Source organism: Yoonia sp. R78084 (assembly GCF_044595625.1).
Lineage (GTDB): Bacteria > Pseudomonadota > Alphaproteobacteria > Rhodobacterales > Rhodobacteraceae > Yoonia.
Window position 1 is genome coordinate 2,861,338 of the sequence record NZ_CP138993.1, and the last position, 25,146, is coordinate 2,886,483.

General features: G+C 57.9%; 27 protein-coding genes. 14 read left to right on the forward strand and 13 right to left on the reverse strand.

Going from position 1 to position 25,146, the window contains the following annotated elements:
* Positions 1-360: 360 nt before the first annotated feature.
* Entirely contained in the window at positions 361-675 is a 315-nt protein-coding gene (locus SJY29_RS14350; RefSeq protein WP_055294941.1) for a hypothetical protein, read from the forward strand.
* A 64-nt stretch (positions 676-739) separates the two neighbouring features.
* On the forward strand, positions 740-1,732 hold the full coding sequence (locus SJY29_RS14355; protein ID WP_400084037.1) for a TraB/GumN family protein: 993 nt from the start codon (positions 740-742) through the stop codon (positions 1,730-1,732).
* Positions 1,733-1,798: 66 nt separating this feature from the next.
* Here SJY29_RS14355 and SJY29_RS14360 read toward each other — a convergent pair whose 3' ends face one another.
* Positions 1,799-2,449: a DUF2161 domain-containing phosphodiesterase gene (locus tag SJY29_RS14360; RefSeq protein ID WP_400084040.1), complete on the reverse strand. Its 651-nt coding sequence runs from the start codon at positions 2,447-2,449 to the stop codon at positions 1,799-1,801.
* A gap of 146 nt (positions 2,450-2,595) precedes the next feature.
* Here SJY29_RS14360 and SJY29_RS14365 point away from each other — a divergent pair, with 146 nt between their 5' ends.
* From SJY29_RS14365 to SJY29_RS14390, 6 genes are all read left to right on the forward strand, one after another.
* Positions 2,596-3,513, forward strand: coding sequence for a manganese-dependent inorganic pyrophosphatase (locus SJY29_RS14365; protein WP_400084043.1), 918 nt, complete (start codon positions 2,596-2,598; stop codon positions 3,511-3,513).
* An 86-nt stretch (positions 3,514-3,599) separates the two neighbouring features.
* The gene (locus tag SJY29_RS14370) at positions 3,600-4,475 is read left to right on the forward strand and encodes a TIGR01459 family HAD-type hydrolase (protein WP_400084046.1); all 876 of its coding nucleotides are present in this window, start codon (positions 3,600-3,602) and stop codon (positions 4,473-4,475) included.
* Positions 4,476-4,566: 91 nt separating this feature from the next.
* Positions 4,567-5,010 (forward strand): MaoC family dehydratase, encoded by a 444-nt coding sequence (locus SJY29_RS14375; protein ID WP_055294950.1) that lies wholly within the window; start codon positions 4,567-4,569, stop codon positions 5,008-5,010.
* 94 nt (positions 5,011-5,104) lie between these two features.
* A complete protein-coding gene (locus tag SJY29_RS14380; RefSeq protein ID WP_400084049.1) occupies positions 5,105-6,046 on the forward strand; it encodes a bifunctional riboflavin kinase/FAD synthetase in 942 nt (313 codons plus the stop codon).
* Positions 6,036-6,503 (forward strand): YcgN family cysteine cluster protein, encoded by a 468-nt coding sequence (locus tag SJY29_RS14385; RefSeq protein ID WP_400084052.1) that lies wholly within the window; start codon positions 6,036-6,038, stop codon positions 6,501-6,503. The genes SJY29_RS14380 and SJY29_RS14385 overlap by 11 nt, the downstream gene beginning before the upstream one ends.
* Positions 6,504-7,550: a threonine aldolase family protein gene (locus tag SJY29_RS14390; protein ID WP_400084054.1), complete on the forward strand. Its 1,047-nt coding sequence runs from the start codon at positions 6,504-6,506 to the stop codon at positions 7,548-7,550.
* Here SJY29_RS14390 and SJY29_RS14395 read toward each other — a convergent pair.
* Both SJY29_RS14395 and SJY29_RS14400 read right to left on the reverse strand, forming a co-directional pair.
* Positions 7,519-8,304 carry an alpha/beta fold hydrolase gene (locus SJY29_RS14395; protein ID WP_400084057.1) on the reverse strand — a complete coding sequence of 262 codons (786 nt, stop codon included), beginning with the start codon at positions 8,302-8,304 and terminating at the stop codon, positions 7,519-7,521. The two genes, SJY29_RS14390 and SJY29_RS14395, sit on opposite strands and share 32 nt — an antisense overlap.
* The gene (locus tag SJY29_RS14400; protein ID WP_400084059.1) at positions 8,304-8,900 is read right to left on the reverse strand and encodes a 2-hydroxychromene-2-carboxylate isomerase; all 597 of its coding nucleotides are present in this window, start codon (positions 8,898-8,900) and stop codon (positions 8,304-8,306) included. The genes SJY29_RS14395 and SJY29_RS14400 overlap by 1 nt, the downstream gene beginning before the upstream one ends.
* A gap of 116 nt (positions 8,901-9,016) precedes the next feature.
* On the opposite strand from SJY29_RS14400, the gene SJY29_RS14405 reads away from it, so the two are divergent.
* The gene (locus tag SJY29_RS14405; RefSeq protein ID WP_110277924.1) at positions 9,017-10,036 is read left to right on the forward strand and encodes a ribose-phosphate pyrophosphokinase; all 1,020 of its coding nucleotides are present in this window, start codon (positions 9,017-9,019) and stop codon (positions 10,034-10,036) included.
* A gap of 8 nt (positions 10,037-10,044) precedes the next feature.
* On the opposite strand, the gene SJY29_RS14410 is transcribed toward SJY29_RS14405, so the two are convergent.
* Entirely contained in the window at positions 10,045-10,395 is a 351-nt protein-coding gene (locus SJY29_RS14410) for an H-type lectin domain-containing protein (RefSeq protein WP_400084061.1), read from the reverse strand.
* A gap of 98 nt (positions 10,396-10,493) precedes the next feature.
* On the opposite strand from SJY29_RS14410, the gene SJY29_RS14415 reads away from it, so the two are divergent.
* The gene (locus tag SJY29_RS14415) at positions 10,494-11,222 is read left to right on the forward strand and encodes a hypothetical protein (RefSeq protein WP_400084063.1); all 729 of its coding nucleotides are present in this window, start codon (positions 10,494-10,496) and stop codon (positions 11,220-11,222) included.
* 84 nt (positions 11,223-11,306) lie between these two features.
* Here the strand turns inward: SJY29_RS14415 and SJY29_RS14420 are convergent, their stop codons facing one another.
* The 6 genes from SJY29_RS14420 to SJY29_RS14445 all read right to left on the reverse strand — a co-directional run bounded on the left by SJY29_RS14420 (position 11,307) and on the right by SJY29_RS14445 (position 16,895).
* The gene (locus tag SJY29_RS14420; RefSeq protein ID WP_110277921.1) at positions 11,307-11,732 is read right to left on the reverse strand and encodes a F0F1 ATP synthase subunit epsilon; all 426 of its coding nucleotides are present in this window, start codon (positions 11,730-11,732) and stop codon (positions 11,307-11,309) included.
* Positions 11,733-11,756: 24 nt separating this feature from the next.
* The gene (gene atpD / locus SJY29_RS14425; RefSeq protein WP_327541718.1) at positions 11,757-13,181 is read right to left on the reverse strand and encodes a F0F1 ATP synthase subunit beta; all 1,425 of its coding nucleotides are present in this window, start codon (positions 13,179-13,181) and stop codon (positions 11,757-11,759) included.
* A gap of 18 nt (positions 13,182-13,199) precedes the next feature.
* Positions 13,200-14,072: a F0F1 ATP synthase subunit gamma gene (locus SJY29_RS14430; protein ID WP_400084066.1), complete on the reverse strand. Its 873-nt coding sequence runs from the start codon at positions 14,070-14,072 to the stop codon at positions 13,200-13,202.
* A gap of 25 nt (positions 14,073-14,097) precedes the next feature.
* Positions 14,098-15,633, reverse strand: coding sequence for a F0F1 ATP synthase subunit alpha (gene atpA / locus SJY29_RS14435; protein WP_400084069.1), 1,536 nt, complete (start codon positions 15,631-15,633; stop codon positions 14,098-14,100).
* Complete coding sequence (locus tag SJY29_RS14440; protein ID WP_400084072.1) at positions 15,634-16,194, reverse strand: F0F1 ATP synthase subunit delta; 561 nt, start codon at positions 16,192-16,194, stop codon at positions 15,634-15,636. It abuts the gene before it with no gap.
* Between the two features lie 347 nt (positions 16,195-16,541).
* Positions 16,542-16,895, reverse strand: a complete 354-nt coding sequence (locus SJY29_RS14445; RefSeq protein WP_400084075.1) for a DUF2793 domain-containing protein — start codon at positions 16,893-16,895, stop codon at positions 16,542-16,544.
* A 163-nt stretch (positions 16,896-17,058) separates the two neighbouring features.
* Here SJY29_RS14445 and galE point away from each other — a divergent pair, with 163 nt between their 5' ends.
* Both galE and SJY29_RS14455 read left to right on the forward strand, forming a co-directional pair.
* A complete protein-coding gene (gene galE, locus SJY29_RS14450; protein WP_400084078.1) occupies positions 17,059-18,075 on the forward strand; it encodes a UDP-glucose 4-epimerase GalE in 1,017 nt (338 codons plus the stop codon).
* A 326-nt stretch (positions 18,076-18,401) separates the two neighbouring features.
* A complete protein-coding gene (locus SJY29_RS14455) occupies positions 18,402-20,579 on the forward strand; it encodes a calcium-binding protein (RefSeq protein WP_400084081.1) in 2,178 nt (725 codons plus the stop codon).
* A gap of 6 nt (positions 20,580-20,585) precedes the next feature.
* On the opposite strand, the gene SJY29_RS14460 is transcribed toward SJY29_RS14455, so the two are convergent.
* The 3 genes from SJY29_RS14460 to SJY29_RS14470 all read right to left on the reverse strand — a co-directional run bounded on the left by SJY29_RS14460 (position 20,586) and on the right by SJY29_RS14470 (position 21,978).
* On the reverse strand, positions 20,586-21,446 hold the full coding sequence (locus SJY29_RS14460) for a polysaccharide biosynthesis/export family protein (RefSeq protein ID WP_400084084.1): 861 nt from the start codon (positions 21,444-21,446) through the stop codon (positions 20,586-20,588).
* Positions 21,443-21,697, reverse strand: coding sequence for a hypothetical protein (locus SJY29_RS14465; protein ID WP_400084087.1), 255 nt, complete (start codon positions 21,695-21,697; stop codon positions 21,443-21,445). The genes SJY29_RS14460 and SJY29_RS14465 overlap by 4 nt, the downstream gene beginning before the upstream one ends.
* Before the next feature lie 104 nt (positions 21,698-21,801).
* Positions 21,802-21,978 (reverse strand): DUF1674 domain-containing protein, encoded by a 177-nt coding sequence (locus tag SJY29_RS14470; RefSeq protein ID WP_055295486.1) that lies wholly within the window; start codon positions 21,976-21,978, stop codon positions 21,802-21,804.
* Between the two features lie 72 nt (positions 21,979-22,050).
* On the opposite strand from SJY29_RS14470, the gene SJY29_RS14475 reads away from it, so the two are divergent.
* Together SJY29_RS14475 and SJY29_RS14480 are read left to right on the forward strand one after the other, a co-directional pair.
* Complete coding sequence (locus SJY29_RS14475) at positions 22,051-23,325, forward strand: RsmB/NOP family class I SAM-dependent RNA methyltransferase (RefSeq protein ID WP_400084090.1); 1,275 nt, start codon at positions 22,051-22,053, stop codon at positions 23,323-23,325.
* 109 nt (positions 23,326-23,434) lie between these two features.
* On the forward strand, positions 23,435-25,135 hold the full coding sequence (locus SJY29_RS14480; protein WP_400084093.1) for a heparinase II/III family protein: 1,701 nt from the start codon (positions 23,435-23,437) through the stop codon (positions 25,133-25,135).
* The last annotated feature ends 11 nt before the right edge of the window (positions 25,136-25,146 follow it).

Sequence of the window (25,146 nt, forward strand, 5' to 3'; positions counted from 1 at the left end):
TTTAGCACGTATTTTTAGCATTCTGGGCGGTGAAGTGACGCTGATGTTGGCTGGCGGCGGCGTAGGCTTGGTGTTTCTCATCTTCAGCTGATTTCTCTTGGCGTGACAGTGAATTCTGCACCTACCGGTGTAGCCTTGCTGCATCCATTGTTTGATGCTGCGCCAGACTTTTCAAAAATTCGCTTGGGGAAAATACAACCCTCGGGATAAACAACCGCTATTCGAACCCGAATCAAGGAGACTGCAATGTATCGAAAGGACCGACTTTTTACGTGGTGTTAGAAACCACATTGCAGCGCTGTCGCGCGTCTACGCCCGACACGAATTTCTCCAGAATAAGATTCAAGATCGGATACGTCCATGCATCCCCCGTTTTATGTTGTCGATCACAAGATCGGCCCCGATGTCTATCATCATACAGATCATAAACCCGTCATCCGGCGGACCGCCCCAGCAAGGCTTGCGCTGACCGCAACAGCCTCGGGTTGGCCGCCTGTGCCGATGGCGACCGGCGCGTTCAGCGATAATGGCGCACTCTATCTGCCCAGCGGGGCTATGCTCGCGCCGCACCCCGCTTTGCAGATCGTGCCACCCCCGCAACGCACGCTGCGCGACTTTATTGGCCGGCTGCTCATCCGGACCGGCCAGCGCATGATCATGGAAAACCGCGCCTGAGGGAATTGACCCTCAGCGCGGAACGCTTACCTGTAGGATGATATTATCAGACACAGGATCGCCCATGTTCTTTCGCTCCGCCGCAACGTTTTTGTTGTCATGCATTGCATTTCCGGCAGCGGCCGTCTGTGTGGGTGACAGCTATCTGGATCAATTGACCCCGCAACAGGAAGCGCAGTTGTCGGCAGCGGTGGCCGATATGCCCTATTCCGAAGGGCTGATCTGGACTGCAACAAAGGACACGACCGAGATCACCGTCGTCGGCACGATGCACATCTATGATCCGCGCCTGGAAGAGTTGCGTGCGCAACTGGCCGAAAGGGTCGCGACGGCCGATCTTGTCCTGCTCGAGGCAACGCCGAAAGAAGAAGCGCAACTGGAAGAACTGATCACGCGCGAGCCCGAACGTCTGTTTCTTGTTGACGGGCCTACCCTGCCAGAACTTGTCGATGAAGAGACATGGCAACTGATTCTGGTCGCCGCCGGCGAACGCGGGATACCATCCTTCATGGCCGCAAAAATGCAACCCTGGTACCTGTCGATGACCCTTGCGGTGCCATCCTGTGCGATGGCCGAGATGATGGCGGGCGCGCGCGGCCTCGACCAGATGATCATTGAGGATGCACAGGCAGCAGGCGTGCCCATGCAAGCGGTCGAACCCTACACGACACTGTTTGATCTGTTCGGTGACAACAACATGGACGAACAAATCAGTATGCTCCGGATCAGCATGCTGGTGCCCGAACTGCAACAGCAGATGTTCGTTGCGATGCTCGATAGTTACTTTTCGCAAGAAATCGGCCAGCTTTGGGAGATGTCACGGCTCGCCTTGTCCGATGTGCCCGGCATGGACCCCGACGAAGGGAACGCCATGTTCGACGAAATGGAAGAATCAATGCTGAATATCCGCAACCGGAACTGGATTCCGGTCATCACGGATGCTGTCAAAGGCCGCAACGATATTGTTGTGGCCGTCGGCGCGGGCCATCTGATCGGTGAACAGGGCGTGCTGCAGCTTCTGGAAAACGAGGGCTGGACCATCACAAGGGCGGAATAAGGAAAACGAAGGAATTTCGCGAAATTCCTTCTATCCCGTCAATAATTTTCACGAAAATTATTGACCTTAAACATCCCCGTAATCGGACAACCCCTTGCGCCCCAGATCGGTCAAATCGTAAACCCCGCGCGACACACGTGTGAACCAGCCATAATGGTCCGCCGCCATGATCTGCGTGGCTTGTGGGACTTCGGCCCATTCCTTGACCTTGGCGCCTTTTGACGGCCCATGGACGGCCAGAAAACGCGCACAGCGCAGCGCATCCTGCCGATAGCCGGTGATAATACCGTGCCGTGTCGCACCCCCGTCATTGGGATCACCCTGCAACCGCTCAAAGGCGCGCAAGAGCCGTGTTTTCTTCTTTTTCGACTGCCGTGTGGCATAGGGCCCGGGGTCAGCCAGCACCTCGACATGCCCGTCACGCAGACGCACGGTCAGCACGCCCAAACCCGCACGCCGCGCCAGTTTGACATTCGCCTTCAGTGCCTTGTCTTTGCCACCTGCGGGCACGGCCAGATAGACGTGCTCGGTGTTCAGCAAGCGTTCAATTCCTTGATGGAAAAGCGCCAGCGAAAACCCCAGCTTGAGCTCCACCACCACCAGTTCATCACCGCGCCGCCCGACGACATCGGCAGGGCCGACCTCGCCTTTCACCTCATAGCCCTGACGTTGCAGATAGGCCTTGATGGGGGGGTATAAATCGGCCTCTCGTGGCATGGGTGCTCCTTTCGGCATAGCCAATTGGAAAAACCCGCCGATGACAAGACCCGCCAATGACCGTTCAAACCGAGACGATGGGGTGACAGCCCCAGTGGACACTTCTATATACGGGCCAAACCCTGCTCCGATAGAAAGTGACGCACATGACAACGCTCGTATTTGGCCATAAATCCCCTGACACCGACAGCACAGGCTCGCCCCTGATCTGGGAATGGTTTCTGAACCACACCGATATCGACGCGAAAGCGGCCCTGCTGGGCGAGCCCAACACGGAAGCCAAATTCGTGGCCGAGCGTTGGGGGTTCGAGCTTCCCGAGATCATTGCCGACGTGGATGACAACCAGTCCTGCGTGATCGTGGACACGAACAATCCCGCCGAACTGCCCGCAAACATCAACAACGCCGATGTGCTGGCCATCATTGACCACCACAAACTGGCCGGCGGTCTGGAAACCAAGAACCCGATCAACATCACGGTGCGCCCCTTGGCGTGCACCGCGACGATCATGCACCAGATGATGGGTGATCACGCCAGCCACATGCCACAGGGCATCAAGGGCCTGATGCTGTCCTGCATCCTTTCCGACACACTGGCCTTCCGGTCACCCACGACAACCGAGGTCGACAAGGATCTGGCCGAGGCGCTTGCCAAGGACCTTGGCGTCGATATCGATACCTACGCCGGTGAAATGTTTGCTGCAAAATCTGATGTCTCAGCATTTTCGGATGCCGAACTGCTGCGCATGGACAGCAAGGAATATGCCGTCGACGGCAAGAAATTCCGCGTCTCCGTGCTCGAAACCACAGCGCCCGATATCGTGCTCGACCGCAAAGCATCGCTGATGGAAACCATGCCGAAGGTCGCAAAAGAAGACGGCGTCGACGAGGTGCTGCTTTTCGTCGTGGATATCCTCAAGGAAGAGGCCACCATGCTGATCCCCAACGATCTGACCAAGACGGTGGCCGAAAAATCCTTTGACGCAAAAGTCGACGGCGACAGCGTGGTCCTGCCCGGCATCATGAGCCGGAAAAAGCAGATTATCCCCGCGCTCAAGGTCTAAGCCGGCCGCGCAAACGTATGTACAGGTTGTGTACCGGATGTGTACAGGATCTGTACGCCTTCCTTACCGTTCACCAAGGTTAACGCATGACCCATATCATCGACCAATTCGCCGACATCTCGGGGCAGTATGACGCCGCCTTTGTGGACCTGTGGGGGTGCATGCACAACGGCGTCACGGCCCTGCCAGACGCCGTGGCTGCCATGCAGAAATACCGGGCGGCAGGCGGGATTGTTGTGCTTGTCACCAATTCCCCGCGCCCATGGGATTCCGTGGCGCGCCAAATCAACGGGCTGGGCGTGCCCGATGATGCATGGGACGCGATTGCCACCTCTGGTGACAGCGCGCGCGCGGCAATGTTCCGTGGCATTGTGGGTGAGAAGATCTGGTTTATGGGCGAAAGCCCCCGGGATGATGACTTCTTCCAGCCCCTGCAGATCATTGAAAACCCTGTGAATATCCAGAAGGTTCCGCTGGATCAGGCCGAGGGCATTGTGTGCTGCGGCCCCTTTGATCCGCTGGCAGATGTCGATGTGAACCGCCCAGAATTTCTCTATGCGAAAACGAGGGGTCTGAAACTGCTTTGCGCCAACCCCGATATCATTGTGGATCGCGGCGAAGTGCGCGAATGGTGCGCCGGTGCGCTAGCCGCGCTCTATACCGAAATGGGCGGCGAGAGCCTCTATTTCGGCAAACCCCATCCGCCGATCTATGACCTCGCGCGCCGCAGGCTCGCGGCATTAACCAATGCGCCATCAGATCCGCGTATTATCGGGATCGGTGACGGGATCGGCACGGATATTCTGGGGGGACTGCAAGAAGATATCGACACGCTCTTTATCTCGGGCGGATTGGCAGCGGCAGAGACAAAGACCGACCGCCAGCCTGACCCGGAGGCATTGGGGGCCTATTTGAACGAGGCGCAGATCAGCACGACCTACACTATCGGGCAGTTGCGGTAGCAGGAATCGCTTGATCTTTCTGCATCGGCAAAGTAATAAAATTTCAATATCGACGCGATACTGGATTTTTTGTTACTTGATGGAGTCTGATATGCTGGATAACGCCCCCCGCGGAACGATCTGCATCGAAGATATCGAAATCGGTATGACCCGTTCGCTCCGCAAGGTGATCACGGATCGCGATATCGAAATGTTTGCAGAGGTGTCGACCGATAGAAACCCTGTGCACCTTGACGAAGACTATGCGCAGGACACCATCTTTGGCGGGCGTATCGCCCATGGGATGCTGACGGCGGGGCTGGTCAGCGCCGTGATCGGGGAACAACTGCCTGGACATGGCACGGTTTATCTGGGGCAAAGCCTGAAATTCCTCGCCCCGGTGCGCCCTGGCGACATGGTACTGGCCGAAGTTGAAGTCACAGATATCGACCATTCCAAACGGCGCGTCACCATGAACACGCGCTGCATTGTGAACGACAAAAAGGTGCTGGTCGGCGATGCCACCGTCCTCGCGCCAAGCCGGAAATTCGACTAGCGCTGTTCAAGCCTGACGGCGTTCCACGCGCGCAAGCCCGCAAGGGCTGACAAGCGGTGCTTGCACGGCCCTGCGTGGTCCGCTACCCAAAGCCATGCGCATCATTCGTGACACCGTTTTCATTGATCCTGCTGACCGTGGCGCCGCCGCCGCGATCGGCAATTTTGACGGGGTGCATATCGGCCATCAAGCTGTCATTGACCTCACGCGCAAAGCCGCCAAAGAGGCGGACGCACCCCTCGGCATCATGACGTTCGAGCCACACCCGCGCAGCTATTTCTCCCGCGATCCCAACCCTTTCCGCCTGATGAATGCAGAAGCGCGCGCAAACCGTCTGGCGAAACTGGGTGTTGAAAAACTTTATGAAGTACCCTTCAACGCAGCCCTTGCCGCCCTCACCCCCCGTGCGTTTGCGCAAACGGTCATCGCCGATCAACTGGGGCTCAAACATGTGGTTGTCGGTGCCGACTTCTGCTTTGGCAAAGACCGCGCGGGCACGGTGGCAGACCTTCAGAAATTCGGCGATGAAATGGGCTTTGGCGTGACTGTCGCACCCATCGTGGCCATCGACCACGCTAATGTCTCCTCCACCGCGATCCGGCAAGCCCTGAGCGAAGGCAAACCGCGCGAGGCCGCCGCAATGCTGGGCCACTGGCACCGTATCGTAGGCGAGGTCATTCGTGGCGACCAACGCGGCCGTGATCTGGGGTATCCCACCGCCAACATGTCGATCACCGGCCTGCACCCGCCGAAATTCGGCGTTTATGCTGTGAAAGTTGACGTCCTTGATGGCCCGCACAAAGGCACCTACAACGGCGCGGCCTCAATTGGCGTGCGCCCGATGTTTGGCGAGAATGTTCCGAATTGCGAAACTTTCATCTTTGACTTCAAAGGCGATCTTTACGGGTCCACCCTTTCGGTTGCCTTGGTTGATTTCCTGCGGCCCGAGTTGAAATTCGACAGCCTCGAAGCGCTCATCACCCAGATGGATGCCGATTGTGTCACCGCCAGAGAGATCCTTGCCGATGTCCGTTGAAATCCCCCGCGACGACCTGACGCCGCGGTTCTGGGAAACCAAACCGATGTCGAAACTGAACAAACAGGAATGGGAAGCGCTCTGCGATGGGTGCGGCAAATGCTGCCTGAACAAGCTTGAAGATGACGACGGCACCGTGGCGATGACCCGCATCGCCTGCCGCCTGCTTGATGGTGAAAGCTGTTTGTGCAGCAACTATGCCAAACGCCATCAATTCGTCCCCGAATGTATTGTGCTGACCCCGAAAACGATTGTCGAAAACCTGTACTGGCTGCCCATGACCTGCGGCTACCGTTTAGTCCATGAACGCCGCCCGCTGTACGACTGGCACCCGCTGATCTCGGGCGATCCGGAATCGGTCCATCGGGCCGGGGTGTCGGTCAGGGGCATGACCATTCCGGAATTTCAGGTCGATGAAGACGATTGGGAAGACCACATTATCGAGGAGCCACTCTAGATGTTTTTTGCTTCAGACAACGCAGGCCCCGTCCATCCCAAGGTGATGGAGGCGCTGGTCGCCGCCAATACCGGCTATGCCATGGGATATGGCGCGGACCCGATCATGGAGACCGTGCGCGCGCAGATCCGCGAAGCGTTTGAAGCACCCGAAGCTGCCGTTTACCTAATCATCAACGGCACGGCGGCGAACTCTGTGTTGCTTGCCTCAATGACACAGCCTTGGCAGACGGTATTCTGCACCGAATGCGCGCATATCCACGAGGACGAATGCAACGCGCCGGAGTTCTACACTCAGGCCAAGCTGACCTTGGTGCCAACGGCGGACGGCAAAATGGCCCCGGATGCCCTGCGCAGCAAAATCCTTGGCGAAGAAAACCGTGGCGTGCACGGCCCGCAACGCGGCCCGCTGTCGATTACGCAGGTAACCGAAAAAGGCACAATTTATACACTGGAAGAAATCCAAGCGCTGACCGCCACCGCCCACGAATTCGGGATGCAAACCCACCTTGATGGTGCGCGTTTCGCCAATGCGATGACCGCGCTCGACTGTTCGCCTGCGGACATGACATGGAAAGCCGGCGTTGATACCGTCAGCTTTGGCGGCACCAAGAACGGCGCAATGGGGGTTGAGGCCTGTATCATTTTCAACCCCGAAATCGCATGGGAATTCGAACTGCGGCGCAAGCGTGGCGGACACCTGCTGTCCAAGCACCGTTATCTTTCAGCCCAGATGCAGGCCTATCTTCAGGATGACCTCTGGCTTGATATGGCCCGCTCCGCCAACGCCCGCTGTGCCCAACTGGCCGCAGGGATGCGCCAGCATGATGCCGTCGAACTCCTGTTCGAGCCGCAAGCCAACATGATCTTCTTCCAGATGCCCCGCAGCGACCACAAACGCATGCTTGATGCAGGGGCGGTCTACTATGTGATGAATGGCGACCCCGAGGCAGGCGACCCCGACGCGCCGCTGATCGGGCGTCTGGTCTGTGACTGGGCCATGACCGAAGCGGACGTTAACCAGTTTCTTGATCTGCTGCACGGATAATCGCAGCGATCTGCGCAACATGCGTCAGGGCAATCATATGCCCCGCTTCTTCAACAACATGATCAGTCGCCTGAGGAATCCGCGCAACTAGGGTGTCGTGAATTGCCTTGATGACGGGTTGCGTTTGCCCGCCGCGGATCAGCGTGACAGGGACATCCAAAGCACCGAGCCGTGCTGCCGAGGTGACACCGTCGGCATCTTCCTCAATAGCGGCACCGCCAGCGACGACCAAATGGATGCGCTGGATCAGATAGTCCTTCTGCCGATCTGACAGTGCGGTCCAATCGCTATCAGACCACTGCGCATTGAAAATCTCGGCTGCGCGCGCCTCATCCCCCATCAGCATCGCAGCGACAAACGGACGAAACGCTTTCATATGCGCGGTGAACGCGGCGGTGCCCTTTGCCGCGGCAAAGAACACAGGCTCAATCAGGGTAAGTCTTGAAACGCACTCAGGGCTTTCAACGGCCAGTCGCAAGGCGGCTGTCGCACCGAATGAATGGCCGATGATGTGCGCGGGGCCGTTACAGCTTTGTCTCGCCGCCTCAACTGTCAGCGATTGATATTCGCTCTTTCCGTCCCAGTCGGCACTGCGTCCGTGACCGGGCAGGTCAAGCAGCGTGGCTTGCCACCCAAGTGCTTTTGAAAGCGGCAACATTGCTTGGTGGCGCGCCAGCATACAGTGCAGCATCACGGTCGGTTCACCAGAGCCGACCGTGACACTGTGGATGTCATGCCCAAAGGCGTCAGGCATCAGAATTTTCCGGAAAGATAGGCGTCCAGATCATCAAGGCGATCTTCGCCCCAGAAACGCTCACCACTATCAGTAATGAAAAACGGTGCTCCAAAGGCCCCCGCGTTCACTGCATCTTCAAGGTTTTTGCCAAAGGTATCCGCACTGGTCAGCATGTCTTTGTCCGCCAACGCCGGATCAAGCCCACATTTTTCCAGACAGGCGCGAACAACATCATCCTGGCTGATATCGCGTTCTTCTGCCCAGCACGCCGCGCCAAAGGCCGTGACAAGTTCGGCCACATCTGCACCTGCATTTTGGGCCGCAATAATGGCATAGGCCGAAGGCGCCCCGTTGGTCGGCCAGAACATCGGTTTCAGGTTCAGTGGAACCCCCAAAAGCTTGGACCGGCGCGCCAGATCTTGCAGGCGGTATTCCTGACGGTTCGGGTGGCGATCCTTGGGTGGCACACCGCCGGTGCGCGCAAAGAGCGCCATGATGTCCAGCGGCTTATACGTGAGCGTCGCGCCATGTTTTTGGGCGATATCGCGTGGCCGCGTTCCGCTAAGGTAAGTGAACGGCGACAGCGTTGCGAAGTAATAGTCGATATGTGGCATTTTGCGGCTCCTGTCGCAGGTCAATTCTTTGCGAGACGGTAAGCTTGTGCTACGCGGTGTCAACGCCACGAATCTGTTACATACCTGTAACTGCCTTCTGCCAGAGGACCACGCCCATGCCGACCATGATTGAACCCAAGCTGATTGCCGGCAACGCCAATCAGCCCTTGGCCACTGCCATCGCCCGCCGCATGTCGATGCATCGTGGCATGGATGTCAGCCTCTGTGATGCGCGGGTCGAACGGTTCAACGACGGCGAAATATTTGTTGAGGTCTTCGAGAACGTCCGCGGCGAGGATATGTTTATCATTCAACCCACCTCGAACCCCGCCAACGACAACCTGATGGAGTTGCTAATCATCGCCGATGCGCTGCGCCGGTCATCAGCGGCGCGCATTACGGCTGTGATCCCGTATTTCGGATATGCCCGTCAGGATCGCCGCTCCAAGGCGCGCACGCCGATCACCGCCAAGCTGGTGTCGAATATGATTGTCGAAGCCGGTATTGAACGCGTTCTCACCCTGGATTTGCATGCCACGCAGATTCAGGGTTTTTTCGATATTCCGGTGGATAACCTCTATGCCTCACCGATTTACGCGCTGGATGCGATGCACAATTTCCGCGGTCAGATGGACGATGTGATGGTGGTATCCCCTGACGTGGGTGGCGTGGCCCGCGCGCGTGATCTGGCACAGCGTATCGGGGCGCCTTTGTCGATCGTGGACAAACGCCGCGGCAAACCCGGTGAAGTGGCTGAAATGACGGTGATCGGTGATGTCAAAGACAAGGTCTGCGTGATCGTTGATGACATCGTTGATACCGCAGGCACCCTTTGCAAAGCGGCCGAAGTGCTGATGGAGAATGGCGCGAAAGAGGTGCACTCCTATATTACCCACGGTGTGCTGTCTGGTCCTGCGGTAGAACGTGTGTCGAAATCGGTAATGAAATCGCTGGTGATCACCGACACGATCCGGGCGACCGACGCGGTGAAAGCCTGCCCGAACATCCGGATTGTGCCGACAGCGCCGATGTTTGCTCAGGCAATCCTGAACACATGGAACGGCACATCTGTTTCGTCGCTGTTCGATCACAAGACATTGGGGCCGATCTACGAGGGGCTCTATGCTGCGGAATAAGACTTGCTCTAGTAAAGTTCCCACCCATCATCACTCGGCAATTCGCCAAATGACGTCCAGGCAACGCGGACACGCGCGACCTGGGTATCTGACCACGTCCGAAAAACGATAGTAAATCCTGTCTCGGTGATCTCTTCGGCCTGCACATCGGCACGGATGTTGGTGTTGTTGGAGATGTCCCACATTGACATAGAAACCTGCACATGGGGCGGCGTCACATAGGCTTTTGAAAACTGCACCGCAGCGCGGGACTGTCTCGGGCCTTCGCCGCGCCACATCTGGCCGTCATCCTCAAAATCGGAAAAGAGCACGACATCTCCGTGGTCTATGCCGACTTTACCACCCTCAAAGCGCCGCATTGCTATTCCTGCGATTGCCAAACCGATACTAACACTTGGTTAATCATTCATTGATAACTCAACCTTAAGGTTTTGGAAACTATCGTTGGGATCATGCCATGTCACACCGTTTTGTAACGCATTTGGGGTGCTGCGCGCTGCTCGCACTCGTCATGGCATGTGGTGGGGGATCAGGGGGCTTGCCCGACCCTGGTGACGGGGGAGGTGATGACGGCGGTGGTGATAGTGGCGATGGCAGCGGCGGTGGCCCGCCCCCAAGCCCTTTCTTTGCACCGACAGAACAACAGGCGCTCTACTTCCGCAATGTCATGCCGGATGAGCTGTCTTTGGTGCAGGACACTCACAATGACGGCGGCCGGACAGCTTTTGCAGATCTGCCTGCGGGCGCGATCACATATAGCGGGTTTATGGAGGTTCTTTTCACCAGCACCCCCAATGCCAACATTGCAAGCGCTGCAACCCTGACCGTCGATATGGGGACAGGCGCAACAACAGGCAGCGCGAATGAGTTCATGGGCTACGTCTACAACAGCGCAACCAACACCACCGAACTGGCGCTCTATGACGGCGGGGTCAGCTTCCTAGGTGCGACCCTGACCTCGGCGAGCAATGGCAATGCCAATATTGATATCGAAATCGACGGTGCATTTGACAATGGGGTGCAGCAGTTCACGATCACGGGCAATATCGACGGTCCAGTCTATGGGCCGGATGCCAGCGGAATCTATGCTTCGGGCAGCTATTTCGGCCTCGGTCAGGACATTACGCTGACGGCGGACGGTGAGCCGGTTTATGGATCAGCAACCCTCTGGGCGCTATCGGACTAGGCCGCACTTAGCGCAAGAGATATGTTTGCCAATTTTGGGGAAGGTTGGGTCGGCATAAGCTCCGATGAGCTTATGCCTGATTTCTTAGTTCTTGGCGGTCAGCCCGATGTGGCCACCAATGGCCACCATATCGGACAACAGCTTGGCTGCGTCATCAACCGGGCCAGGTTCATTCTTGAAGTTGTCCTGCGCCTTGCGATGCGCCGCTTTGGCTTCTTCGACCATTGCGTCAAAGACCTCTTGCGTCACCTCTGCCTGAGGCAAGGCGCGCTCGGCCAGAACGGATACACCGGTTGCTGTGATCTCGGCGAAACCGCCGGACACAACATAGGTGTCGGACCCACCACCGTGCACCACGGTCAGAACCCCGGGGCGCAGTGTCGTGATCGTCGGCGCATGGTTTGCCATGGCTGTCAGATCACCGTCTGCACCGGGGATGCGGACCTCGGTCGCCTCGACCGACGCCAAGCGGCGTTCGGGCGAGACCAGATCGAATTGTAGGTTTGCCATGTCGGCTTCTCCTTCAGCCCAGAATTAAGCGGCGTCTGCAGCCATTTTCTCGGCTTTGGCTTTCACTTCTTCAATGCCGCCAACCATGTAGAAGGCGCCCTCTGGGAAGTGGTCATATTCGCCAGCCACAACAGCCTTGAACGACGCGATCGTGTCTTCCAGCGGTACCTGAACACCTGGCGAGCCTGTAAAGACCTGTGCCACGTCGAACGGCTGCGACAGGAAACGCTCGATCTTACGGGCGCGGGCAACGGTCAGTTTGTCTTCTTCTGACAGTTCGTCCATGCCGAGGATCGCGATAATATCCTGAAGCGATTTGTAGCGCTGCAACATCTGCTGCACGTCGGCCGCCACTGCATAGTGCTCTTCACCAACGATCGCTGGGTCCAGCAGGCGCGATGTGGAATCGAGCGGGTCAACCGCAGGGTAGATACCCTTTTCCGAAATCGCACGGTTGAGAACCGTTGTCGCATCGAGGTGCGCAAAGGATGTCGCTGGTGCGGGGTCGGTCAAGTCGTCCGCAGGGACGTAAATTGCCTGAACGGACGTAATCGAACCGTTCTTTGTCGATGTAATACGTTCCTGCATCTGGCCCATATCGGTCGCCAGTGTCGGCTGGTAGCCCACAGCGGATGGGATACGACCCAACAGCGCGGACACCTCGGAACCGGCCTGTGTGAAGCGGAAGATGTTGTCCACGAAGAACAGAACGTCTGTACCGGACTGGTCGCGGAACGCTTCTGCCATTGTCAGACCGGACAGGGCAACACGCATACGCGCACCTGGAGGCTCGTTCATCTGACCGTACACCAGCGCCACTTTTGACTTGGTCAGGTCGTCGATGTCGATAACCTTGGAGTCGATGAATTCGTAGTAAAGGTCGTTACCTTCACGTGTCCGCTCACCCACACCGGCGAAAACCGAGTAACCGGAGTGCACTTTGGCGATGTTGTTGATCAGCTCTTGGATAAGAACAGTTTTACCAACACCGGCACCACCGAACAGACCGATCTTACCACCCTTTGCGTAGGGTGCGAGAAGGTCGATCACCTTGATCCCTGTCACCAGAACCTCGGAAGCTGTGGACTGCTGCTCAAACGTTGGCGCATCAGCGTGGATCGAGCGGCGCTCTTTCTCACCGATCGGGCCTTTTTCGTCGATCGGCTCGCCGATGACGTTCATGATGCGGCCCAGAGTTGCGTCGCCCACGGGCACTGTGATGGTGTTGTCCTGGTCAACCACTTCCTGACCGCGCACCAGACCCTCGGTACTGTCCATCGCGATGGTCCGCACAGTGTTTTCACCAAGGTGCTGTGCCACTTCCAACACCAGCGGCTTGCCGTTGTTGTCTGTGATCAGTGCGTTCAAAATCTCGGGCAGGTGGTCGTCGAACTGCACGTCGACGACAGCGCCGATGACCTGCGTGATCTTGCCTTTTGCATTTGCCATTTTCGTCTTCTCCGGGGTCTAGAGCGCTTCCGCGCCCGAAATAATTTCAATCAGCTCGTTGGTGATCACAGCCTGACGCGAGCGGTTAAACTCGATGGTCAGCTTGTCAATCATCTCGCCGGCGTTGCGTGTCGCGTTGTCCATCGCCGACATACGTGCGCCCTGCTCGGACGCGGCGTTTTCCAGCAGTGCGCTGAAGATTGCCGTCGCCACACCACGTGGCAGCAGGTCGGCGAGGATTTCTTCCTCACCGGGCTCATAGTCGTAGAGTGTCGCATCAGCATCTTCAGCCTGCTCGAATTTGGCAGGGATGATTTGCTGTGCAGTCGGGTGCTGCGATACAACATTTTCAAAGCGCGCAAAGAAGATCGTCGCGACATCGAATTCCTCGGCGTCGAAACGGCCAAGCACGTCCTTGGCGATACCCTGCGCGTCGGCATAACCAACACGTTTGACATCTGTCAGATCAACGTGACCGACAAAGAGGCTGCCGAAATCACGCTTCATCGCGTCGCGGCCTTTTTTGCCGACAGTGATAATTTTCACTGTCTTGCCTTCAGCCAGCAGCTTCTGTGCATGGGTCTTCGCCAGCTTTGCGATGTTGCCGTTAAAGCCACCGCACAGCCCGCGTTCTGCAGTCATGACAACCAACAACTGCACCTGGTCGCTGCCCGTACCGGACAGCAACTTTGGTGCCGTGTCTGATCCGCCAACCGATGCGGCAAGCCCGGCCATCACGGCGTTAAACCGTTCGGTGTAAGGGCGCGACGCCTCGGCTGCATCCTGGGCGCGGCGCAGTTTTGCAGCCGCGACCATCTGCATGGCCTTTGTGATCTTGCGGGTCGATTTGACCAACTCGATCCTGTTTTTCAGGTCCTTAAGACTTGGCAAAGCAAAGCCTCCTTTGTCTCAAAGATTACGCGAAGTCTTTTGCAAAAGCGTCGATTGCCGCTTTGATCTTCTCTTCGGCGTCGCCTTTGATCTTCGGGTCTTCCTTGGTGATCATGTCGAGCACGTCGGATGCGTTTGTGCGCAGGTGCTTCAGCAGGCCTGCTTCAAAACGGCCAACATCCTTGACGGCAATCTTGTCGAGGTAGCCTTTGGTGCCTGCGTAGATGACACAAACGATCTCTGCGTTGGTCAGCGGCGCATACTGTGGCTGCTTCATCAACTCGGTCAGGCGGGCACCACGGTTCAGCAACTGCTGTGTCGCGGCGTCAAGGTCGGAACCGAACTGCGCAAAAGCGGCCATTTCGCGGTACTGTGCAAGCTCGAGCTTAACAGGACCAGCAACCGATTTCATCGAGTTTGTCTGCGCGGACGAACCAACACGAGACACCGACAGACCGGTGTTCACCGCAGGGCGGATACCCTGATAGAACAGTTCGGTTTCAAGGAAGATCTGACCGTCGGTGATCGAAATCACGTTCGTCGGAATAAATGCGGAAACGTCACCACCTTGGGTTTCGATGATCGGCAGCGCGGTCAAAGAACCCGCACCGTTGTCTTCGTTCAGCTTCGCCGAACGCTCGAGCAGGCGGGAGTGAAGGTAGAAAACGTCACCCGGGTAGGCTTCACGCCCTGGTGGGCGGCGCAGCAGCAGGGACATCTGACGGTAAGACACAGCCTGCTTGGACAGGTCATCGTAGATGATCAGCGCGTGGCGGCCGTTGTCACGGAAGTGCTCGGCCATCGCGGTTGCTGCATATGGTGCAAGGAACTGCATCGGTGCAGGGTCGGACGCAGTCGCAGCCACAACGATCGAATACTCAATCGCGCCGCTTTCTTCGAGCTTTTTCACCAGCTGGGCAACTGTCGAACGCTTCTGACCGATCGCAACGTACACGCAGTACAGCTTGTCGTACTCTTTTTCGGCAGCGTCGTTATAGGACTTCTGGTTCAGGATCGTGTCGAGTGCCACAGCAGTTTTACCTGTCTGACGGTCACCAATGATCAATTCACGCTGGCCACGGCCAATCGGGATCATCGCATCAACGGATTTCAGACCTGTTGCCATCGGCTCGTGAACCGATTTGCGGGGGATGATGCCGGGTGCCTTTGAGTCAGCAACCGCGCGCGTCTTTGTCTTGATCGGGCCTTTGCCGTCCAGCGGATTGCCAAGGCCGTCAACAACGCGACCCAGCAGTTCATCACCAACGGGCACGTCCACGATGGATTTGGTGCGCTTAACGGTGTCACCTTCTTTGATGTCACGGTCGGAACCAAAAATAACAACACCCACGTTGTCGGATTCAAGGTTCAGGGCCATCCCGCGGATACCACCGGGGAATTCAACCATTTCACCGGCCTGCACGTTGTCGAGGCCATAAACACGGGCGATACCGTCGCCCACGCTCAGCACACGACCGACTTCGGCAACTTCGGCCTCTTGACCGAAGTTTTTGATCTGGTCCTTCAGGATCGCAGAAATTTCAGACGCTTGGATCGCCATTTATCCGACCTCTTTCATTTTACTTTGGAGTGCGTTGAGCTTGGAGGCGATCGACGTGTCGATCATCTTGGAGCCCACTTTGACAATAAGACCGCCGATGATTGATTCATCGACGGTTTCTTTGATGGTAATAGATTTGCCCACTTGAGCTTTGAGCGTTTTCGCCAGCTTGTCAGCCTGCGCCTTGGTCAGCGCCTTGGCTGTGGTGACTTCGGCCGTCACTTCGCCACGCTCTTCTGACAACATGTCCTGCAAAACAGCGATCAGCTGTGGCAGGACAAACAAGCGACGCTTGGACGCCAGAAGCGCTAGCACGTTGCTTGTGGTGTCAGAGAGTTTCATCTTCTTGGCGATCGCAACGATTGCACCAGACTGTTGTTCGCGGCTGTAAAGCGGTGATGTCAACAATGTACGCAGATCGGCGCTTTCGGCCATCGCCGCTTCCAATGAAGCAACATCTGATTCGAGTGCCTTGATCACCTTGCCTTCTTTGGCGAGGTCAAACACGGCGGTTGCATAGCGCGTGGCGATGCCTGTCGAAATACCAGCAGTTTCGGACACGTGGAGCCTTCCGATATCTTGGGCCCAGACCCGCGGGCCCCGTCGGTGACAGGACGCGAATGAGCAACTTCCTTAGCCCTCACGAAAACGAGAGAGCAGCAAAATCCTGCGCGATGTAGCAGAGCCCCTATGACGTCGCAAGCACCCTGCGACAAGAATCCGCTACTCGAAGGGGCATATGGTGCTGTTATCTGCATTGAACAGCAATTTCAGACCAAAACTTAGGCTTTCTCCATTTCTTCTTCGAGAAAATACAAGAAAGCGCAGCCCCTTTCGGGTGCCACGCTTTTTGCTCTCTTCATGTCGCATGCGTCAAAATGCGCAAAGCCGGATTCGCCGCTAAAGCACTAGGTCGCGGTTCCGGCCAAAGTCGCCCAGATGCTTCCGGTAAAGACCTGCAGCTCGGAATCACTCTTCACCCATGCCATCCACCCTTCGCGCGGCGTGACAAACAACCAGCCACCGCCACGCCATGCAGCGATCCTGCCCGCCTGTCCCGCCCAACCACCTGAAGGCGAAGCACCAAGCACCCATGCCTGCCCTTCATTGGCTGATGCGGGTGGGGTCGTGGCGCCCGTACTTTCGACCGTTAGCTGGACGATCATATCGAGCAACTCGATGGCTTCGTTATGTGTCACGTGTTTTTGTGCCTGCGCCGGCATGATGAACGGCAACTCGAGGTTCGGGGTAGTATCTGGCATGTGGTCCTGCGCCTTCCGCTGGGAATGAATTGACGCGCAGTATTTCCGACGATGTCTCACAAGAGCCTTACAGGACCGTGCGGTGCCGAAACCCCCGCCTTCAGTGACGTTGAACCTGGGTCTGCAAGTCCCTAAAAGGGAACGGTATGATTTGGAGACACGCATGCGCGTATTGGTGACCGGCGGTGCAGGGTATATCGGCAGCCACACATTGCTTGAACTTATGGCGCAAGGCCATGAAGTCTGCGTGCTGGACAACTACAGCAACGCGACACCCGAAGTATTGAACCGTGTCCGGGCTTTGTCGAACGGTTTAGTCCATGATTATATCGGCGATGTACGTGATGCCGCTAAGCTCGACGAGGTCATGCAGGATTTTCAGCCCGAGGCCGTGATCCATTTTGCAGGCCTCAAGGCAGTTGGCGAAAGTCAGGAGAAACCGCTGCTCTATTATGACGTCAACGTTTCTGGCACGCTGTCTTTGCTGCATGCGATGGAGCGGGCAAATTGCAAACGCCTGATCTTTTCATCCTCGGCGACGGTTTACGGCGAACCCGTCTATCTGCCCTATGATGAGGCGCATCCGACAAATCCCACATCTGTCTATGGCAAAACCAAGCTGATAGCCGAGCAGATCCTGACGGATTGGGCTGCCGCCGATCCCGCGCGCGCGGCCGTGTTGCTGCGCTATTTCAACCCTGTCGGGGCCCATGCCTCGGCACAAATCGGCGAAGACCCCAAGGATATTCCCAATAACTTGATGCCCTTTATCGCGCAGGTCGCGGTGGGCAAGCGCGAAGCATTGCAAATTTTCGGGGATGATTACGACACACCGGACGGGACGGGCCTGCGCGACTATATCCATGTGGTCGATCTTGCCCGCGCCCATGTCGCGGCCATTGCCTATGCCGAAGAGGCAACAGGTGCGCGACCATTCAATATCGGCACCGGCCAAAGCTACAGCGTGCGCGACATGGTTGCTGCATTCGAGCGGGCCTGCGGCGCGCCGATCAAGACCCAGCAAGTCGGCCGCCGTGAAGGCGATATTGCAGCAATGCAAGCCGATGCAAGTCGTGCAAATGCCGAACTGGGATGGAAAGCGACGCATGATCTTGATGACATGACCAGCAGCACATGGGCATGGCAATCTGCCAATCCGGACGGGTACGAAGGGTCTTAAATGAAATGTGCCCTGCGTCACAAACGCAAGGCACACTGAAGACGAACCGTTAAACCCTCACCACTGGAAAAATTCCCCACAGACAACCTAGCGTATAGGCAGTATTTCTTCTGTGCGTTTTGTCACACAAGCCACTCACAAGCGCTCTGAATATCGGGCTCCATACTTCTCAATCATGTGGGAGTTTTCCTCAAATCCCATACGTTATTGAGGAAATTAAGCGGTAAAGTTCACACCTGCGCCCTAATTCCGCCGCAGCTAAACCGCCAAAAAACATCAACTTCACAAAACATACAGATGACACGTGGTTCCGGGGGGTACCTTTCATGTCTCTACTAACCTTTTCCGGCCACGTCGCCGATCCCGGTGACGTGGGCCGCTCTCATATCACTGACCTGGTGGTCATGGAGATTGGCGGAATAGCCCAGCTTTATAGCACAACACGCTATGACGGCGTCCTACGGCAGTGGAGCATCGAAAGTGGCGCTATCGCCATTGAAGAAACCCAGCCCTATTTCGGCGGAGCCGTTCTTGGTGGTGCGGCCAGCATCAGCCTGATTGCAGAAGGAGCGGACGCAAGTGTCTTGGTCGGTGGCGGTGAGAACGGCGCGCTTCAGACTATCGGGATTGCCACGGATGGTGGCTTTGCAACCGCCACTCCGTTGGTCAGCCTACCGGCGACATACAACGGCTTTCAGCACGGCGTCACACTCGCGCTGCCGGACGGAACGCAAACTGTCTTTGGCGCTCTTGCGGGCCAGACCGGCCTTGCCCGCATCACCTTCGACGCCGATGGCACCCTGCGCGATCAGAGTATCCACTATGACGTGGACGCGTCCTCGACTGCACGCATCGCGGCGGTCACGCTTGCAACGCTCGAGGGTCAGACCTTTGTTCTGACAACAAGCGAGGCCCAGAACAGCCTGACGGCGCGGGAGGTTGATTCGACAGGGGCAATCGTTGGCGAAACAACCATCGGTTCAGATGACGGTCTTTGGATCAGCGCGCCCACAGCCCTTGAAACCACCACCGTCGGGGATGCGACATTCGTCATACTCGCCGCAGCCGGATCAAGCAGCCTCAGCGTGGTAGAGCTTGGCGCCGATGGCAGCATGATCGTGCGTGACCATGTGCTTGACGGACGCGATACGCGCTTTGGCGGCGTCACCTCCCTTGAGGTCATCCAGACCGAAGGCAAAACCTATGTCATTGCAGGCGGCGCCGATGACGGGGTTTCGGTTTTCCTGCTGCTCTCGGGCGGATTGCTGGTTCATCGTGCAACGATCGAAGACACCGTTGATTTCGGGCTTGATAACGTCAGCGCACTGGCAGCAAGGGATCGCGTCGGAGGAATTGACATCTTTGTGGCCAGCAGCAGCGAACCCGGCGTCACGCAACTGGCCTTTGATACCGGTGTCAGCGGCGTTGATCTGACCGCCACTCTGGCAGGAGGACCGCTGGCCGGCACCGACGGCAATGATATCCTGCAAGGACACGACGGTGACGATACCATTACGGGGGGCCAAGGCGATGACATTCTGCGCGATGGCGCAGGCGCCGACATCATGTCAGGCGGCAGCGGTGCGGATGTCTTTATTCTGAGCGCTGATGGCCGGACCGACACGATTACGGACTTCACTGTGGGCGAAGACAGCATTGATTTATCGCTCTGGCCCATGCTGCGCGACATCAGCCAGCTTTTCATCACGATCCGTAGCGACGGCATGGCCATCAGCTATGGTGATGAAATGCTGATCGTGCAGAGTTCCGACGGGGGCCCCATTGATTACCGCACCTTGACCACCGCCGATCTGATCGGGGCGATGCGCCTGCCTGTCGGGATCACGCCCGGCTACCCCGGACCGGCAACACCTTTGCCGGACTTGGGTGCACTGCCGCCGGATCCCCCCGCCGATCAGAGCGGCGAGAATAGCATCCTGACCTCGCTTCAGATCGTCGGTACGGGTAATCTGGATCAACTGCGCGACACGATGAACGATGCAGCAGATAGTGGCCCCCTTGGGCTCACGATTGAGGGAACCGACGCTGCCGAAACGTTTCTTGGCAGCAACCGGTTTGATGTCATCTTCGCGGGTGGTGGCGACGATACCGTCAACGGAGGGCAAGGCGATGACACAATCCTGGGCCGTGCCGGCGATGACATCCTCAATGGCGGTGACGGCGCAGATACGCTTTTTGGCGGTGCAGGCGACGACCGGCTCGACGGTGGCAACGGGCAGGACTGGCTGAAGGGCGGCGCTGGCGCCGATACCTTTATATTCAACAGCGGTGCCGACGTCATTGCTGATTTCGAACAGGGCATCGACCGGATTATCCTCGACCCGGACCTCTGGACCGGACTGACCTCGGCCGCCGACCTGCTCTTTGTCTATGGCACCTTTGCGGACGGGCGCGCGACGATTGATTTTGAGGACGGCAATATCCTGCATATCGACGGGATCACCGACCCCACCACATTCGCAGACGACATCATTTTGTTCTGAACGCGGTCAGTTTCCGCTGACGACCGATGCCAGATTATTCGTCAGACCAAAGAGCGTCAGCGCAGGACCAAGTGCGCTTTCAGTGCCGTAGATCAGATCGTCCCCCTCAAGCATGAAGTTCCCCGCCGAGAACAGGCCATCGGCCGAGGTGAGGTCGATCGTAAAGACAACACGCTCTTGCGGCGGCCCCGCGATACCGTCTTTCACGGCGCTTTGGGCGTATTCCCGGAGGATCAGAATGCCCTCTGGGTTTGCGCTGCCGGCATTGACGCCACCGATGAAGGCCAGCGCCTCAAGCGCTGAAAACTCGATTTCGGGGAAATCAAAGATCGACTGGGCACCGGTTGCGCCAAGAGCGATAAACTGCCGTTTGTCGTCTTCGACAAAAATACGGTCACCACCGCGCACGGCAATATTGGCACCAGGGTCGCTCAGTAGCCGCTCGAACGGAATACCATAGGTCCGGCTGCCACGGACCAGACGCACCTGCGGGGAGTTCAGATCAGGGCGCGGGCCACCCGCCTGCGAGAACAGATCGAGGATCTTGAAGTTGCGGTTCGGCAGGGGATAAAGACCAGGGGCTGAAACCCCGGCAGCAAGGTTTGCCGTATTCGTCTGACCCGGTTCAACAGTCAACTGGACCTGCGCTGATGGTACGGTGCGGATCAGCTCTTCTTCGATCCGCTCGCGGGCTGTAGTGGGGGCCATTCCGGCCACACGCAGGCTCCCGATGTAGGGAACAAAGATGCTACCGTCAGCGCTTACGATTTCAGGCTGCAACGGCGTCACACCAGCCGCACCGAAAATCGAGTTTTCTTCGGCATCCCAGATCGTCACCTGAACGGTGTCACCCGCTGCAATCATCATCGAAGCGGGCTGTTCTTGCGCAACAGGCCAAGGCAATGCCCCTGGCCTGTGACCGGCCAGCCCTGCAAGACAGGCAGCGTATTGCGGTTCACTTCATAGACGGCAAAATCGTAAGCGGGCTCTTCGCCTGCCGCAGCAGTATTTGCCTTGGCAGCGGCAAGAACCTCTGACTGAAAACCGGCGCCGCGCGGCAAGCCGCAACCGGCAAGCGCACAACATACGACGAGAGCAACGAATTTATGAACGATCAAACCTGAATCCTTTCGGGCAATCCGCGTATCCTACACTGCCAAGTTTTTATGAACAGCGTCTAAGACGGCAAAATGTCAGATAATACACGGTCCTGACAAGAGGATCAGAAATCGATCGCCAATCCCTTTTTTTCCCAATCGCCATAGCGGACAGGCTCGGGCCCGTCGCGCCCGCCCAATTCGGTCGGCAGCTCTTGCGCACCAGCTTTCTTGCGGCGCTCTTCTGCCTCGGCCAAGGCGCGTTGTGCCGCAGGGGGCAAATCTTTGATCTCTTCGGTCATGGCAGGCGCCTCCTTGTCGATATCCCATGATTGATATACGCGCAGAAGCGCAAGCTTCAAGTGAGACCACAGATGACCCAGACCGGCCTGCCTGCCCGCCGCACCGCCCATCATCTGCTGATGCAGATCACGACCGAAGGTCGCCTGATGGCCGAACTGATCGCCGGCGGGGCCTTGGCGCGTCTGGAAAACGATGATCGCGCGCGCGCCCAGCGCCTTGCGACCGAGGCCCTGCGCGGCCTTGACCGTGCGGACCGGATGCTGAAGCCGTATCTGAAGAAAACGCCCCCTGACCATGTGATGAATGCCCTGCGTCTTGGCGTGATCGAGCTGTGCAATGGCGAAGCCGCCCACGGTGTCGTCAACGCCTATGTCGAAATCGTCGCCCGCAATAAACGGACCCAGTCCATGAAGGGCCTGACAAACGCCGTCCTGCGCAAAATCGCCGATGAGGGGCCCGCAGGTTGGGCCAAGCGTGCTGTGCCGCTCACACCGGGCTGGCTGCGGCAACCGCTGGTAGCCGCGTGGGGGCGCGATGCGGTGGCCGGTATGGAAGCGGCGCATTTCGCAGGCGCGCCGCTTGATCTGACCGCCAAAGGCAACGCGGAAGCGGTTGCCGCGGCGGTCGGCGGAACAGTTTTGCCGACAGGCTCTGTCCGTGTGCCAAATGCGGGACAGGTGTCGTCCCTTGCAGGTTATGCCAGCGGAGACTGGTGGGTACAGGACGCGGCAGCGGCTATGCCCGTGAAACTGCTCGGCGATGTCAAAGGACTGAGAGTGCTTGACCTTTGCGCAGCACCGGGCGGCAAGACCATGCAATTGGCGGCTTTGGGCGCAGATGTCACGGCAGTGGATATCTCTGACAAGCGGATGGCGCGGGTCAGCGAAAACCTGAACCGTGTGGGATTGACTGCCACTTGCGTAATCAGTGACGCCTTTGAATTTAGTAACAGCGGATTTGATGCCGTTCTTCTGGATGCCCCCTGTTCAGCGACCGGCACGATCCGGCGGCATCCGGATTTGCCCTATGCAAAGGACGGGTCCGAGTTTGGCGCGCTGATCGACCAGCAGGAAACACTGATTGATCACGCGCTCACGCTTCTAAAACCCGGTGGGCGGCTGGTGTTTTGCACCTGTTCACTGCTGCCGGATGAAGGCGAAGTGCAGGCTGAAGAGGCGCTGGCACGGCACGAAGGTCTGACCATTGACGCCGATGCGTTGCGCATCGAAGGGATCGACCCTGACTGGATCACAGCAGAAGGCGGCCTGCGTCTGCGCCCCGATTTCTGGGCAGATCGCGGCGGGATGGACGGGTTCTATATGGCGGTGATGCGAAAGCCTGCGTGACTTAACGGCAACCATTTCCTATGGTTCGGGGAAAATAGTCCCGTACGAATATAACCCGAGGCCGCAGGAATTGGCGCAACTCACAAAATGGCAGCAACGCCGCAGGCGCATGATGCACCGGTTTCATGCGCGCCGCGCCGCGCGTACCGCTGTTGCGACGGCATTTGTAACCCTGCCGGAACCACACACGATCGGCATTGTCGCGCGCGGCCAGCAACTTATTGCGGGTAAATTTCTCTTCTCCGGCCTGTTTGTCGAAGGGAAAGAACACAGCATCTGGGATATCGCCGACGCCTACCCCGAAGTCTCGGATGAAATACAAGGATGCGGCTGGTTGGATGATCTCGCGGCGGTCGGGGACGAGGCTGCACGCGCCTTGGCGCGGACATGGGTGCTGGGATGGATCGACCGCTATGGCGACGGCCGCAGTGACGGCTGGACACCCGGGGTGACAGGGCGCAGGCTGATGCGGCTGATCAACCACGGCCCGTTTGTGCTGCGGGGACAGGACAAGACAACGTCCTACCGTTTCTTCCAAAGCCTTGCGCGTCAGGCACTTTTCCTGTCACGCCGCTGGAATGCCACCGAACCGGGTGTGCGCCGCTTCGAGGCACTGGCAGGCATCATCTATGCCAGCCTCTCTCTTAAGAGTATCGACCACTATACCGCACCCGCGTTGCAGGCATTGGCCAGGGATTGCGACAGCGAGATCAGCGCAGACGGCGCGATTGCAACCCGCAAACCCCAGGACCTGCTTGATATCCTGAGCCTGCTGAACTGGACAGCCCAGTCATTGAAAGACGTGAATCACGCCTGCCCGCCGGAGCTGAGCAACGCCATTGCACGCATCACGCCGACCTTGCGCGCCCTGCGCCACGCCGATGGCGGCCTGGCGCGGTTTCACGGCGGTGGAAATGGCGTGGACGGACGGCTGGACGCCGCCTTGGTCGCGTCAGGCATCAAGACACCACCCACAGGTGACCGGCATATGGGGTACGCGCGCCTTGCGGCGGGCCGGACCACACTGATCGCCGACGCGGCCCCACCCCCGCAAGACGCTGCCTCGGCTGACGGGCATGCCAGTACCTTGGCATTCGAACTGACGTCGGGGCGCAGGCCTATGATCGTCAACTGCGGGTCCGGTGCCCGTTTCGGAGAGGAATGGCGCAGGGCAAGCCGCGCCACACCCAGCCATTCCACAATGATGATCGAGGGCGTGTCGTCATCGCATCTTGGCCTCAGAGGGCGCGGGATTGCTGGCGCGGAGCTGTTGACCGAACTGCCAACGCGCGTGGACTGCATCCTTTCGGAAACAGCACAAACCCGCAAACTCGAGCTATCGCACAACGGCTATCAACCGTCACACGGGCTTACCCATGCGCGGACCCTGCAACTTTCGATGGATGGCCGTACGCTCGAAGGCGAAGACTTGCTGACGACGCTTGGCCCCGAAGATGAAGCGGCCTTTGATGCCGCACGGGCGCGCAGCATCCTGCCCTATGTGCTGCGGTTTCATCTTCATCCGGATGTTGAAGCGGCGATAGATATTGCAGGGACCGCTGTGTCTCTGACGCTGAAATCCGGCGAGGTTTGGGTTTTGCGCCATGACGGAGCGGCGAAACTTGGCCTGACGGCATCGGTTTATCTGCAAAATCACGAATTAAAGCCCATTGCCACACAACAGGTGGTTTTATCTGGCTACGCAATGGCCTATGCGACGCGTGTCCGTTGGTCCTTGGCCAAAACGCAAGATACGCCCGCTGCTGTGCGCGATTTTGTGCAGGCCGATCCACTGGACGCCGTTGATTAGCCTTCAAAGGA